The sequence below is a fragment of the Enterococcus sp. BWB1-3 genome, assembly GCF_016745275.1.
Classification (GTDB): Bacteria; Bacillota; Bacilli; order Lactobacillales; family Enterococcaceae; genus Enterococcus_L.
This window is the reverse complement of sequence record NZ_JADOEP010000007.1, coordinates 94258-108645: the sequence shown is the minus strand read 5'-3', so window position 1 is coordinate 108645 and position 14388 is coordinate 94258. Positions and strand designations below refer to the sequence as shown.

At 40.3% G+C, this 14388-nt stretch carries 9 protein-coding genes and 2 CRISPR repeat arrays (1 of these 11 only partly in view); of the genes, 1 reads left to right on the top strand and 8 read right to left on the bottom strand.

Annotation, left to right across the window (positions count from 1 at the left end; translation table 11 throughout):
• Positions 1 to 129: 129 nt before the first annotated feature.
• A CRISPR array of direct repeats spans positions 130 to 489; the repeat unit is 30 nt; unit sequence ATTTACATTACACTCTGTTTAGATTAAAAC.
• Between the two features lie 340 nt (positions 490 to 829).
• Genes nifJ through IW492_RS07340 form a run of 4 tightly spaced genes read right to left on the bottom strand, consistent with a single transcriptional unit; the run spans position 830 to position 7093 of the window.
• Positions 830 to 4357 (bottom strand): pyruvate:ferredoxin (flavodoxin) oxidoreductase, encoded by a 3528-nt coding sequence (gene nifJ / locus IW492_RS07355; RefSeq protein WP_202066938.1) that lies wholly within the window; start codon positions 4355 to 4357, stop codon positions 830 to 832.
• 23 nt (positions 4358 to 4380) lie between these two features.
• Positions 4381 to 5796: an NADPH-dependent glutamate synthase gene (gene gltA, locus IW492_RS07350; protein ID WP_202066937.1), complete on the bottom strand. Its 1416-nt coding sequence runs from the start codon at positions 5794 to 5796 to the stop codon at positions 4381 to 4383.
• Positions 5789 to 6625 (bottom strand): sulfide/dihydroorotate dehydrogenase-like FAD/NAD-binding protein, encoded by an 837-nt coding sequence (locus IW492_RS07345; protein WP_202066936.1) that lies wholly within the window; start codon positions 6623 to 6625, stop codon positions 5789 to 5791. Before IW492_RS07345 ends, gltA begins: the two co-directional genes overlap by 8 nt.
• Before the next feature lie 18 nt (positions 6626 to 6643).
• Entirely contained in the window at positions 6644 to 7093 is a 450-nt protein-coding gene (locus IW492_RS07340; RefSeq protein ID WP_202066935.1) for a flavodoxin, read from the bottom strand.
• A gap of 329 nt (positions 7094 to 7422) precedes the next feature.
• Between IW492_RS07340 and IW492_RS07335 the strand changes: the two genes are divergently transcribed.
• Positions 7423 to 7995 carry an ECF transporter S component gene (locus IW492_RS07335; protein WP_330927591.1) on the top strand — a complete coding sequence of 191 codons (573 nt, stop codon included), beginning with the start codon at positions 7423 to 7425 and terminating at the stop codon, positions 7993 to 7995.
• A gap of 111 nt (positions 7996 to 8106) precedes the next feature.
• On the opposite strand, the gene IW492_RS07330 is transcribed toward IW492_RS07335, so the two are convergent.
• The 4 genes from IW492_RS07330 to rlmD form a co-directional block, all read right to left on the bottom strand.
• A complete protein-coding gene (locus IW492_RS07330; protein WP_202066934.1) occupies positions 8107 to 9858 on the bottom strand; it encodes an NADH-dependent [FeFe] hydrogenase, group A6 in 1752 nt (583 codons plus the stop codon).
• Between the two features lie 12 nt (positions 9859 to 9870).
• Positions 9871 to 11742, bottom strand: coding sequence for an NADH-quinone oxidoreductase subunit NuoF (locus tag IW492_RS07325; protein ID WP_202066933.1), 1872 nt, complete (start codon positions 11740 to 11742; stop codon positions 9871 to 9873).
• A 35-nt stretch (positions 11743 to 11777) separates the two neighbouring features.
• Positions 11778 to 12281 (bottom strand): NADH-quinone oxidoreductase subunit NuoE family protein, encoded by a 504-nt coding sequence (locus IW492_RS07320; RefSeq protein ID WP_202066932.1) that lies wholly within the window; start codon positions 12279 to 12281, stop codon positions 11778 to 11780.
• A 376-nt stretch (positions 12282 to 12657) separates the two neighbouring features.
• Positions 12658 to 14022: a 23S rRNA (uracil(1939)-C(5))-methyltransferase RlmD gene (gene rlmD / locus IW492_RS07315; RefSeq protein WP_236671832.1), complete on the bottom strand. Its 1365-nt coding sequence runs from the start codon at positions 14020 to 14022 to the stop codon at positions 12658 to 12660.
• 187 nt (positions 14023 to 14209) lie between these two features.
• A CRISPR array of direct repeats spans positions 14210 to 14388; the repeat unit is 30 nt; unit sequence ATTTACATTACACTCTGTTTAGATTAAAAC (it continues 444 nt past the right edge of the window).

The following is a 14388-nucleotide window of genomic DNA, read 5'->3' as shown; positions in this document are numbered from 1 at the left end:
TATAAAGCTAAGACAAACTGCGTCTTGGCTTTTTTTATTTGAGCTGAATCAATATATTAGCTTATGAGAAAAACACTCTGTTTAGATTAAGACAAATCCGTAAGAGACATTTTCTATTTTTTTAGCAAAATTCAAATTATACTTTGTTCAGATTAAACCACTGGCCTTGATTTCTTCAACTTCATATTTACCAAGATTTACATTACACTCTGTTTAGATTAAAACGTGATCAATAGCAAGTTCGATAGATTCGCCACAAAGATTTACATTACACTCTGTTTAGATTAAAACGGCTACGTTCTTGTTTATGGTAAGAAGGCATTCATATTTACATTACACTCTGTTTAGATTAAAACCGAGTAGTTCGCCTCGATCATCATGTGTGTAACGTTATTTACATTACACTCTGTTTAGATTAAAACGGAATGACTGCTTCTCCAGATCCCGAATACCTGTAAAATTTACATTACACTCTGTTTAGATTAAAACCACCCGATTTCACCTCTTGCTAAATAAGGGTTTCTAGCGGCTATTCTGTCGATCTCTTTTTCTGAATCATTCTATCCTTACATTTTAAACTACATATATTACAAAAGTCAATTTGCTGAAAAGATATTTCTTTTTCCATAATTAAATTTCTGACCCTTAAACTCCGGAAAATCAGCGTTTTCTATTCAAAACATTCTATTTCAAAGAAAAGTCTGTCGATCTCCCTGTATTTACGCGCTATCGGAGATCGACAGACCATTTACTACTTATCATTTTCCTTACTGTTGAAGAACTTCAAATAGGATTGTAAGTATTTCTTTTTAATCAATATCTCCAATTCTTATTTCTTCAATAACTGAGTATAGCTTTCTGAGCGTTCTTCCATGTCCGTAACTGTCTGATGAAGCATTTGTTCCACTTCAATTTCATCCTGTTTTATATTACGCAATGCTGAGAAACGTACCTGACTGCGTAGGAAATCTTCCATTTTTGAGAAGTCTGCTTTTTTAAAGTCTACACGCATTGGCTCCTTGCCTTTTGCTCTTAGACGAGGATCATGACGATAAAGCGGCCAGTATCCTGATTCAACTGCATCTTTCGCAACTTTAATAGACTGACTCATGCCACCACGCTGACCATGATTGATACATGGAGTATAGCCGATAATCAAAGATGGTCCCGGATAGCTTTCTGCCTCTGTTATTGCTTTCAAAGCCTGAGCCGGATTTGCTTCAATGGAAATTGATGCTACATACACATCCCGGTAAGCCATTGCCATTAAACCAAGATCTTTTTTCTTTGTCTTTTTCCCGCCGGCAGCAAATTTTGCAATCGCTGAGGTTGGAGTGGCTTTAGACATCTGCCCGCCAGTATTAGCATAAACTTCATTATCCATTACGAAGATATTTACATCTGCTCCTGTAGCCAGAACATGGTCGATTCCGCTGTAGCCGATATCATATGCCCAGCCGTCTCCGCCAAGCATCCACTGACTTGGTTTTGCAAACATTTCTTCATGATTCAAAATCTCTTTCACTCGATCATCTCTATCTTCACGAAGAGCCTGAGCCAGTTTGGCAGCCCGCTGCTGTGTCCCTTCTCCTTCAGCTGCATGATCCAGCCAATCCTGCATTTGTGCCTGTGTTGTTTCAGATCCGTAGCCGTTGTCAACTGCTTTTTGCAGCAGCACAGCCAAACGCTTACGCTTGGTTTCATTCGCAATATACATACCTAACCCATATTCTGCATTATCTTCAAACAATGAATTGCTCCAAGCAGGTCCTTTGCCCTCTGCATTTACAGTATAAGGTGTAGCTGGGGCAGACGCACCCCAAATCGATGAACAGCCGGTAGTATTAGCAATCATCATACGATCCCCATAAAGCTGAGTAAGCAGCTTAACATATGGTGTTTCACCACAGCCTGCACAAGCTCCCGAAAATTCAATCAGCGGCTGTTCAAATTGAGAACCTTTGATTGAGAATTTTTTGATTGGATTTGCTTTTTGCCTCAAGGTCATCGCAAATGCCCAGTTCAGAGCCTGTTCTTTTTGCTCTTCGTATGATTTCATCACCAGCGCTTTATCTTTGGCAGGACACATTTCCACACAAAGACCACAGCCTGTACAATCTTCCAGAGAAACTTGGATACGGTATTCTAAATTATCCGGTCCTTTCATTGTCCTTGTGATGAAGCCTTCCGGTGTTTCTTCCATCTCTGCTTCATCTGCAAGGAACGGACGGATAGCCGCATGTGGACAAATAAAAGCACATTCATTACACATTGTACAATTTTCAGGAATCCATTCCGGCACTTCTAATGCAATCCCACGTTTTTCATAGGCTGCAGTTCCCATCGCCATTTCGCCGCCCAACATACCGTTTTGAATCAAATCATTTACAGAAAGCTGATTGCCTTCCTGACGGTTTACGGGTTCCAAAATATTTCGAACGTAGGCAGGTTTATTACTTATCTCTGCCGCAGCTACTGGATTCTCCAGCGTTTTCCATTCTTCAGGTAAATCGACTTTCGTCAAGGCTGCAAAGGTTGCATCAATTGCTTCCCAGTTTTTTTCAACAATAGCCATTGATTTTTTCCCATAAGCTGCTTTTACTTCATCTTTAAGAAAAGGCAGGAATGTGCTGCGGTCCATGATATCTGTCACTTCAAAGAAAGCAGCCGACATCACTGTGTTAATTCGCCGTCCCAAGCCAAGACGCTGTGCAATTTCCATTGCATTGATAATGTAAAAGTTAATGCTATGTTCTGCAAGGTAGCGTTTCAACGATTTTGGTAAATGAGTTTTTACTCGTTCAACATCCCATACTGTATTCAACAGGAAGGTTCCGCCATCTCTTAGCCCTTTAACCAAATCATACTTATGAAGATATGCTGCATTATGACAACCGACAAAATCCGGACACTCCACATTATAGGTAGATAGAATCGGATCGTCACCGAAACGTAAATGCGAAACAGTCAGTCCACCTGATTTTTTTGAATCATAGGCGAAATAAGCCTGAGCATATTTATCTGTGTTATTTCCGATAATCTTGATTGCCTGTTTGTTTGCCCCAACTGTCCCATCTGAACCAAAGCCCCAGAATTTCGCCTGGAAAGTCGTATCTTTTGTAAGATCCAGCATTTCAGTCATTGGCAGAGATAGGTAAGTCACATCATCATTAATCCCAATTGTAAAGCGCTGTTTCAATTCATTTACTGGCAGCAGCAGATGATCAAACACAGACACAATATGATTTGGCGTTACATCTTTTGAAGCAATCCCGTAACGCCCGCCAATGATGATCGGACGATTTTCATGACGGTAAAGAACACTTTGCACATCCAGCAATAACGGTTCACCATCTGAGCCAGGTTCTTTTGTCCGGTCCAGTACTGCCACACGTTCTACTTTTTTCGGCAATTTTTCCAACAAGTTTTCTGCAGGAAAAGGACGGTACAGGTGAACATCAATATGACCAACTTTTCTTCCCTGACTGTTCAGGTAGTCTACTGTTTGCTGGATCGTTGGTGAAGCAGAACCCATGGAAATAATAACTTCAGTTGCTTCCGGGTCACCATAATAGTTCATTAAATCATAATTAGTGCCGCGCAGATTATTAATTTTCTGCATGTATTTTTGTACAATCTTCGGCATTTCATCATAATAACTGTTCACTGTTTCTCTTTGCTGGAAATGAATATCAGGATTTTGTGCGGTTCCCGATACTGTAGGATGATTCGGGTTCATGCCTCTTTTTCTAAACCGCTCCAGTGCTTCCCAATTTACCATTTCCTTCAGTTCATCATAATCAAGTGCTTCAATTTTCTGCAGCTCATGGCTGGTACGGAATCCATCAAAGAAGTTCATAAACGGCAAACTGCCTTCAATACTCGCTAAATGTGCGACAGCAGATAAGTCCATGACCTCCTGCACACTTGATTCTGCCAGCATACAGAAGCCTGTCTGCCGTGCAGCCATCACATCACTGTGATCGCCAAAAATACTCAACGCATTGGTGGAAACTGCTCGAGCTGCCACATGAAATACTGTAGGAAGCAGTTCACCGGCGATTTTGAACATATTTGGAATCATCAAAAGCAGTCCCTGAGAAGCTGTATAGGTTGTTGTTAAAACGCCCGTTTTCAATGAACCATGAACCGTTCCTGCTGCTCCGGCTTCAGATTGCATTTCAATCAAATTGACTGTTTCCCCAAAAATATTCTTTAAACCATTTTCTGCCCATTCGTCTACAACCTCAGCCATGGTAGAACTTGGTGTAATCGGGTAAATTCCGGCTACTTCGGTAAAAGCATAGGAAATATAGGCTGCTGCTGTATTGCCATCCATTGTCTTCATTTTTCTCATTACTTTACCACCTCAATTAATACCTAAATCGGCATTTTCTGTTGTTCCTTTTGAATGTACTGATCAATTTCTTTTGCTGCGATTTTTCCTGCACCCATCGCCAAGATTACTGTAGCTGCTCCTGTAACAATGTCTCCGCCTGCATATACTCCTGGAATCGAAGTCGCTGCTGTTTCGGTGTCTGCATCAATATAGCCCCATTTATTTGTTGCCAGTTCAGGAAAAGTATCCAGCAGCACTTTATTGGCTCCCTGACCAATTGCTTCAATCGCTGTGTCTGCATCAATAATAAATTCGCTTCCGGGAATCACTACAGGACGGCGCCGCCCTGAATCATCGGCTTCTCCCAGCTCCATTTTCACACATTTTACAGCTTTCAAGGTACCCGACTCATCTCCAATATACTCAATCGGATTAGTCAGCCAGTGATATTGAATTCCTTCCTCCACAGAATGATGGTATTCCTCTACTCTTGCCGGCAGCTCCTCCAACGAACGGCGATAGATGATGGATACATTTTCAGCACCCAGACGTTTTGCTGAACGAGCGGCATCCATCGCAACATTTCCACCGCCAATTACTACAACGTTTTTCGATTTTTGAACAGGTGTATCATATTTAGGAAATTGATAACCATGCATTAAATTAATTCTTGTCAGATATTCGCTGGAAGAGTACACGCCATTCAACGAAGTCCCTGGTATTCCCATAAAATTCGGCGCTCCTGCGCCGACAGATAAATAACAGGCATCAAATTCTTCCATGATTTCTTCCATTGTAATTGTTTTGCCGACAACCACATTTGTCTCTATTGTGACTCCTTGTGCAACGATTCTTTCGATCTCTTTATTGACAACCGTTTTAGGCAAACGAAATTCAGGAATACCATACGTTAAAACACCTCCTGGTGCATGCAGTGCCTCATAAATAATCACTTCATAGCCTAATTTCGCTAGATCACCTGCTGCAGTTAACCCAGAAGGTCCAGAGCCAATAACAGCCACACGACCTTTCTTCTCATCTGCTTCTTTATATTCAATAGGCTGCTCCAACGCCCAGTCCGCTACCAATCGCTCAAGTTTTCCGATAGCTACCGATTCAAATTTTTTCGAGCGCCCCAAGCGGCAAACCATTTCACATTGTTTTTCCTGAGGGCATACACGTCCGCAGATTGCCGGTAGATTGGTATATTTACTTAATATTTCTTGTGCTTTGGGCATATCCCCATCTTCAATCGCTTTGATAAAACCCGGTATATCAATCATTACAGGACAATTATCAATGCAGGGTGCATTCTTGCACTGGAGACATCGGCTGGCTTCAAGCTGTCCTTCTTCAAGTGTATATCCTAAAGCAACCTCTTCAAAGTTATGGCAGCGAACAGATGCTTCCTGCTCTTTCATTGGCGTTTGAGTATAACTTCTTTTTACCTTAGCCATTTTGTATCACCTGCTTTTCATACATTTCATTGGACTGCTGCTCTTCCGAGTTATACTGCTTCATTCGATTAATAAATTCATCCCAGTCAACAGCTTCTCCCAGAAATTCCGGGCCATCCACACAGGCAAACTTGATTTCATTTGAAATCGTCACTCTGCAGCCACCGCACATCCCCGTTCCGTCAATCATAATTGGGTTCAAAGAAACATAAACAGGTATATCATACTTCTGAGCGGTTATTGTACAGAATTTCATCATAATACTTGGACCTATCGCCCAGGCAAAAGCTACTTTTTCACGTTGAAAAACTTCTGCCATTGCCTGAGTCACCAGACCTTTTTGTCCTACAGAACCATCGTCAGTCATTAGAATCAATTCGTCGGAATATTCTTCGCACTCGTCCCTTAATATGAGTAATTCTGAATTTTTTGCTCCTAAGATGGTAATTACACGATTGCCGGCTTCTTTCAACCCTTTGACGATTGGAAACAATGCCGCTATTCCTACACCACCGCCAACTAAAAGGACTGTGCCATAATTTTCGATTTCCGTTGGTTTTCCCAATGGTCCGACTAAATCTGCCAGCTCGTCCCCTTTCAACAGTGTTGCCAGTTGAGCGGTTGATTTTCCAATCACCTGAAAAATCAATCGTACCCAGCCTTTTTCAGCATTCGTATCCACGATTGTCAGTGGAATCCGCTCACCCATTTCATCAATTCGCAGTATCACAAATTGTCCTGGACGAGCTTTCTTTGCAATCCGCGGTGCATCAACCAAAATATCAAACTCAGTCGGTGCCAGTTTTTTTCGTTCTATTATTTTAAACAAAATTACTCACACATCCTTTTATCCCTTTGCGTCCACCAAGGCTTTTACAAATGCTTTAAGCACTTTTTCATCCTCTTCATCTGCATCATTTTCAATCTTAACCAGTTCCGCTCCTCGAGTTGCCCCAGTCTTAGCCAGTGCTTCGTCAAAGTCAACTGCAGCAAAACAGAAATAATCCGGATACAGTTCGCTGTCGCCGCTGCCAACTACACCAAACACTTTTCCAGTCAGATCCTGTTCCTGTATTTCTTCATAAAAATCTTCCAGGTCAAATGGACGCTCGCCATCCCCATCTGTATAAGTTGCTAAAACACAGATATCTGCATCTTCATATGAATCTTCATCCGCATCATCTGCTTCGATACGTTCTACTTCAATTCCTAAATCTTCAAAGGCAGCCTCCAAAATTTCTGAGATTCCCTCTGTGTTCCCCGTTGCACTGGCGTATACAATTTTTGCTGCTGTCATAAATTTGTCATCCTTTCATTTTTTATGCTTTATTGTTAATTTTTATTGTTACCGATGATAAATGTTTCCTTCTTTCACTGAAAATCTGATAAATATAATTATTTTTACCCTAAAATATCTATATATCATAACAGGATATAACTTAAATAAATTTAAATTCACAAACTATTAAATTTCTCTTTAAAAAATGTATTAAAATCTGTTACAATAATCTCTGTAAAGATCTTTCATAAAATAAATGTTAGTTATAGGAATTGCTGATACTGTGTTTCCTTAAACTGACACAGATTTCCACATTTAGAATGAAAGGAAGTGAACAGGCGTTTTTTGTGAATTTAGTCACAATCAGTATAACGTCACTAATTATGAACAAGAATACTTTATGGATTACTCAGACTGCTGTCCTGCTCGCATTGCTAATTGCCGTACAGGCCGTTACTTCCGGATTTGGGAGTACACTGCTTACCGGATCACTCGTTAATTTACTCTTAATTGTAAGCGTTATTCTAGTTGATTTGCCCAGTGGTTTAACCATTGCACTTATGTCACCATTCTTTGCTTTTATGTTTGGTATTGGACCAAAATTCTGGCAGATTATTCTTTGTATTGCAATTGGAAATGCAACACTCGTTATTCTTTGGCATCTTTTAAGGAAAAGCTCTTCAAATCAGATGACAGCATTTACAATTTCTGCAGTTATTGCAGCCACAGCCAAATTTTTAGTCCTTTATGGCTTAGTAGTTAAGCTGGTTGTCCCAATTGTTCTCGGTATCCCTGAACCAAATGCCAGTGTGGTTTCAGCAGCCTTTTCTTTCCCACAGCTGTTCACAGCACTAATCGGCGGTGTACTTGCACTCTTCATACTTCCTCTTCTGGCAAAGGCACTTCAGAGAGAAATTTAACTTATCCGTGTGGATGCAGGGCAGCAGTCAAATTAGCTGGTTGTCCTGCATCCTTTTTATGATTAACTCGTACATTGAAGTTGTAACAAGTACCTAACTTCCAATAATACTTTAAGAATGCTGCAAAGCCGATCGGTCACAATAAGAAGTATGCAAAAGATGATGCGCTTTTTCACTACCCGGATGTTCCAAAAATTCTTTGTACAGATGCTGCACAATAGGACTGTCATTGGATTTCCGCAATTTCATGGCAGAGTCTTCATCGTAAAGAGCTGCGGCACGTTTTGCCTTCAGATCAATAAAATTTCGTACAGCCGCTGGTTGAACAGGCTGACCACCGCCATTAATACAACCGCCGGGACAACCCATAATTTCAACAAAGTGATAAAAAGCTTCATTGTTTTCAATCTTGTTAATCAATCGTTTGGCATTACCGATGCCAGAAGCAACAGCCACTTTTATCTCAACACCGTTGACTTCATAAGTCGCTTCTTTTATTCCAGCCATTCCGCGAACTTCATCAAAATCAAGCTGCTGCAACGCTTCTCCCGATAAGGTTTCTACAGCGGTTCTGAGCGCTGCCTCCATTACTCCGCCAGTTGTACCAAAAATATAACCGGCTCCTGTTGCTTCCCCAAGAGGATTATCAAATCCTTCATCTTCCAATTCTGCAAAGCGAATCCCAGCCTTGTCAATCATACGTGCCAATTCTCTGGTTGTCAGGGCAATATCGACATCTGAATAGCCGGCTGCTGCTTCATCCTCTCGGGTAACTTCAAATTTTTTAGCCGTACACGGCATAATTCCGACAACAAAAATATCTTTCGGATCAATTCTCATTTTTTCCGCATACCAAGTCTTCACCAAAGCTCCGAACATCTGCTGAGGAGATTTACAGCTGGAAAGATTTGGAATCAATTCCGGATGATAGGCCTCACAGTATTTAACCCATCCCGGCGAGCAGGAGGTAAACAATGGAAATGGTCCATTATTTTCCACTCGATTCAGAAACTCAGCGGCTTCTTCCATAATGGTGAAATCTGCCGCTACGTTGGTATCAAAAACCTTATCGAAACCAATTCGGCGTAACGCAGCAACCATTTTTCCTTCAACATTGGTTCCAATCGGCATATTAAATGCTTCACCCAAAGTAACCCGAATGGAAGGAGCAGTCTGAACAATGACATGCTTGGCTGGATCTCCCAGTGCTTCCCAGACTTCTTTTGTCTGATCTTTTTCAGCAATCGCTCCAGTTGGGCAGACAACGATACACTGACCGCAGGAAATACAGGCAACCTCCCCCAAATTCTGCTCAAATGCACAGCCGATATGTGTTTTAAAGCCCCGTTCATTCGAACCGATTACACCGATTGCCTGAAGTTTGGAGCAGGCTGCCACACAACGCTTGCAAAGAATACACTTATTATTGTTTCGATACATGTGAACCGTACTGTCGTCAAAATCATATTCATAATTTTCACCGTTATAGTAATCTTCATCATCCACATTAAAGTCTTTACATAAACGCTGCAGTTCACAGTTTCCGTTACGGATGCAAGACAAGCATTTACGTTCATGTGTGGAGAGAATCAGCTCCAGATTAATTTTTCGGGACTGGAAGACTTTTTCAGAATTGGTGACAATCTTCATTCCTTCACGAATCGGATAAACACAAGATGTCGCAAGGTTTTTGGCTCCTTCAACCTCAACCACACACATCCGACAGGCACCAATTTCATTAATCTCTTTTAAGTAGCAAAGTGTCGGAATATCAACACTGTTATAGCGTGCCGCTTCTAAAATCGTGGAGCCTTCAGGAGCAGTACATGTTTTACCGTTAATTGTAATCATAACTTCTTTCACAGGTTCCGCCTCCTAACCCACATTAATTGCATTAAAGCGACAAGTGTCAATACATAATCCACATTTAATACAGACTTCCTGATCAATTTCATAGATCTTCTTGACTTCTCCATGAATGGCTGATACCGGACAGGTTTTTGCACAGGCACTGCAGCCGGTACAATTTTCCGGATCGATGGTATATTGAATCAGATTTTTACAAACACCTGATGGACAACGGCGTTCCAGAACATGAGCCAGGTATTCTTCTTTGAAATAATGATAGGTGGACAGCACAGGGTTTGGAGCTGTCTGTCCTAAACCACATAACGAGTTTTCACTAATATGATGACATAATGCTTCCATTTTATCCAAGTCTTCCAGTGTTGCTTTCCCCATGGTGATTTTTTCAAGAAGCTCCAAAAGTCTTTTTGTTCCTATTCTGCATGGAACACATTTTCCACAGCTTTCTTCCACTGTAAATTCTAAAAAGAACTTGGCAATATCTACCATACAGTTTTGATCATCCATAACAATCAGACCGCCAGAGCCCATCATGGAGCCGATCTCTGTTAAATTATCATAGTCAATCGGTACATCATAGTGTTCTACCGGAATACAGCCTCCAGACGGTCCGCCAGTCTGTGCTGCTTTGAATGTCCTGCCATCAGGAATTCCTCCGCCAATGTCTTCAACAATTTCTCTCAAAGTAGTCCCCATAGGCACTTCAACCAAACCGGTATTTTTAATCTTCCCACCTAAAGCAAACACTTTCGTTCCCTTAGATTTCTTGGTTCCCATTGATGCAAACCAATCAGGGCCTTTAACGATAATTTGGGGGATATTGGCATAGGTTTCCACATTATTTACAATAGTCGGCTTTCCAAATAGTCCTTTAACTGCTGGAAATGGCGGACGAGGACGCGGCTCACCACGCTTCCCTTCAATACTTTCAAGTAAAGCAGTTTCTTCTCCACAGACAAATGCACCTGAGCCTAATCGAAGATCCAAATCAAAAGAAAACTCTGAACCTAAAATCTTTTCACCTAAAAAGCCATTTTCACGAGCCTGTTCAATCGCAATTCGCAGACGTTTCACCGCTGTCGGATATTCTGCTCTCACATATACATAGCCTTGATTCGCACCAATCGTATATCCTGCAATAGCCATTGCTTCAATAACCGCATGCGGATCACCCTCCAGCACAGAACGATCCATGAACGCCCCTGGATCTCCCTCATCAGCGTTGCAAATGACATATTTTTGATCTGATCGGCTTTCTTTGGCAAAGCCCCATTTCATAAAGGTTGGAAACCCTGCACCGCCTCGACCACGCAAACCAGATATCTCCAAGGTATTGAGAACGTCAGCTGGTGTATAGACATTCAAGACTTTAGCCAACCCCTGATACCCATCAAACGCAATATACTCTTCTATCTTTTCTGGATCAATACGACCGCAGTTTCGCAATGCTACTCGTTCCTGTTTTTGATAAAATGGAGTATCCAACAATTTATTGATAATTTCTTTCGTCTTATGATCGTGATACAGCAGCTTTTCAACAATCTCTCCTTTTATAATATGTTGAGCTACAATTTTTTTAGCATCTTTTGGTTTAACTTGATGGTAAAAAGTTCCTTCTGGATAGATAATAACGATCGGTCCTTGTTCACACAGACCAAAGCAACCAGTAGAAACAATATTGATTGTTTCACGAATACCGTTTTTTTCCAGCTCCTCTTCCATCATATGGATAAACTCTTTGCTTTTTGAAGACAGGCATCCTGTTCCGGCACATACCATAATTTCCTTATTGTACTGGGAATCTCCGCCTTCATCAAGACGAATACTGATTTTATTTCGGTATGCCTCTCGAAGCTCATTTAATTGACTCCAATTTTTCATAGACTTTTCTCCTGTTTTAAAGACTACGCGACAGACTAAGCTTTCTTGAGGTATGTTGCAAGAACTTTATCCCCTTTTTTCTGCGTCAGACGACCATATACTTCTTCATTAACTGTCAAAACAGGAGCCAGTCCACAAGCACCTATACAGCGACAGGATTCCAATGTAAATTTTCGATCAGCTGTTGTTTCTCCGGCTTTGATCTGCAGTTCATTTTCATAAGAATCTAAAATATTTCCCGCACCCTTTACATAGCAAGCTGTTCCCATGCAGATACTGATTGTGAACTCTCCTTTAGGTACAAAAGAAAACTGTGAGTAAAACGTGGCAGTACTGTAAAGCTCCTCTAGGGGAATATCCAGTTTTTCAGAAATACGTTCCAGCACCTCAATCGGCAAGTAACTGTATATTCGCTGTGCTTCCTGTAAAGCAGGCATTTGTGCGCCTTGCTGATCCTTTAAATAATTTAAGGCTGTGTCAAATTCCTGTTTCTGACTTTCCGTTTCAATAAATTCAAACGTCAATTCTTTTACACTCATTTTCCTTTCAGTCCCTCCTTCAACTTCTTTAAATTAGCAACTTACAAACTACACCGATACAGGTAACGCTTTCATTTTCGACACCCTTAGTATATCAAAAATTATTACTTCTTTGTGAAAAAACATACAATTAATTTGCTGAAAGTACTGAGAACTTTTCTCAATAAGGTTTTTTTGCTTAATTTTCCCGAAATTTTGTGAAATTCTGTAAAATAAGAAGAGAATTCAGGCGTTTATTTTATATATTTATATTTGGCAAGCAGATTCTCTCGTTCCATATACAGCTTTTTCTATTCAATAATACCCGCTAATAATCCTGCAAATTTTCGACAAAAAGAGACATCCCGCTTTCAAGGAATGTCTCTCACATATATTATTATTTTCTTTGCAACAAAGTAACACTTTCCACATGATGGGTCTGAGGAAACAGATCGATTGGCTGAACTTTCTTCACTTCATAGTTTGAAGCAAACAGTTTCAAATCTCTTGCCAGGGTTGCAGGATTACATGAAATATAAATAATTCGTTCCGGCTGCATCTCAATAGCTGTTTCAATAAATGGCTCTGTCAATCCTTTTCTAGGCGGATCAACAACTAAAACCGTTGGGTCAATACTGGACTCTTTCCATTTCTTCATCACTTTTTCAGCAGAGCCAGTTTTAAACGTAACATTCTCTATACTGTTGTTGAAGGCGTTTATTTTTGCATCATCAATTGCCTCTTTAACAATTTCGACTCCATAAACATGGTTCACTCGATCTGCCATCGACAATCCAATAGTTCCAATTCCGCAATAGGCATCAATGATGATATCGTCTTTTGAAAGTCCCGCAAAATCCATTGCTGTCTGATACATAAACTCTGTCTGTTCTGTATTCACCTGATAAAAAGAGGGGGCTGAAATTTGATAAGTTTTTCCTAACAGCTGATCTTCAATATGATCTTTACCGTAGAGCAGCTTGGATTCTTTTCCTAAAATAACATTGGTCTTATCTGGATTAATATTTTGAATAATCGAAACAACTTCAGGCAGTTCCTTCAAAATTTCTTCTGTAATTTGTTCATGCTTAAATATCTTCCCTGTTCTGGTTACCAATACAACCATCATTTGATGAGAGTAATGACCACGACGAATAATGATATGGCGCAGATTTCCAACGTGTCCCTTCTCATCATAAATCTTCACATTGAAGCGAGCCAGAATATCACGAATGACTACAATAGCCTGATCAATTGCCGGATCTTGAATATGAAAATCTTTAATAGGAATCAAATCATGACTGTTTTTGCGGTAAAAACCTGTTTCGATCTGACCGGCAACTTTTCTAACTGGAATCTGAGCTTTATTCCGGTAGCCCACAGGATTAACCATTCCAACAGTCGGCAAAACAGGAACATCCGGCATTTTACTGATTTTTTCCAGAACTTTTTCGACTTGTTTTTGTTTAAATAGAAGCTGAGCTTCATAAGTCATATGCTGAAGCGGAGCAATGCCTGTTCTCAAAAGACTTTCGTCAGTCAGCATGACTCTATCAGGACTGTCCGTCAGACGTTCCAGAACTTTTCCATAGCCAAATTTAGTTCCAGCCTTTAAAACCAGAATTTTTACCTTTTCTCCAGGAAGGCTGTTTTCTATGAAAAGCGGATAACCATCCACTTTACCGACACCTAAGCCTTCATGAGTTAAATCAATAATTTCTACTTCAATTGTTTCGTTCTTCTGTACTGGTTGTGTTTTCATAATTCGTTCCTTCCTCTTCTCACTTGTTCCATTCTAATGAAAATCAGCAGGAAAAGCAATCATGTTTCGTTTAAAACAGGAAAGTAAAATAGAACATTAGAATACGCAGTGACCTAGTGATATTGTATGGTCAAAGATACATTGGGAATTTCAAAAAAAAACATGGTTTCAGAAATAACCATGACTTTTATAAATTTCATTCTGTTTAAATTAAAACCAAAATATGAACAATCAACCAGAACATGAATTCGGAATTTACATTACACTCTGTTTAGATTAAAACAGAAATCACGCATATATAACATTAATTCCGCTTTATATTTACATTACACTCTGTTTAGATTAAAACTCTACATATTCGGCATT

Coding starts and splice junctions, on each gene's coding strand:
- nifJ (WP_202066938.1), bottom strand. CDS start 4,357: ATGAGAAAAATGAAGACAATGGATGGCAATACAGCAGCAGCCTATATT.
- gltA (WP_202066937.1), bottom strand. CDS start 5,796: ATGGCTAAGGTAAAAAGAAGTTATACTCAAACGCCAATGAAAGAGCAG.
- IW492_RS07340 (WP_202066935.1), bottom strand. CDS start 7,093: ATGACAGCAGCAAAAATTGTATACGCCAGTGCAACGGGGAACACAGAG.
- IW492_RS07325 (WP_202066933.1), bottom strand. CDS start 11,742: ATGAAAAATTGGAGTCAATTAAATGAGCTTCGAGAGGCATACCGAAAT.
- IW492_RS07320 (WP_202066932.1), bottom strand. CDS start 12,281: ATGAGTGTAAAAGAATTGACGTTTGAATTTATTGAAACGGAAAGTCAG.
- rlmD (WP_236671832.1), bottom strand. CDS start 14,022: ATGAAAACACAACCAGTACAGAAGAACGAAACAATTGAAGTAGAAATT.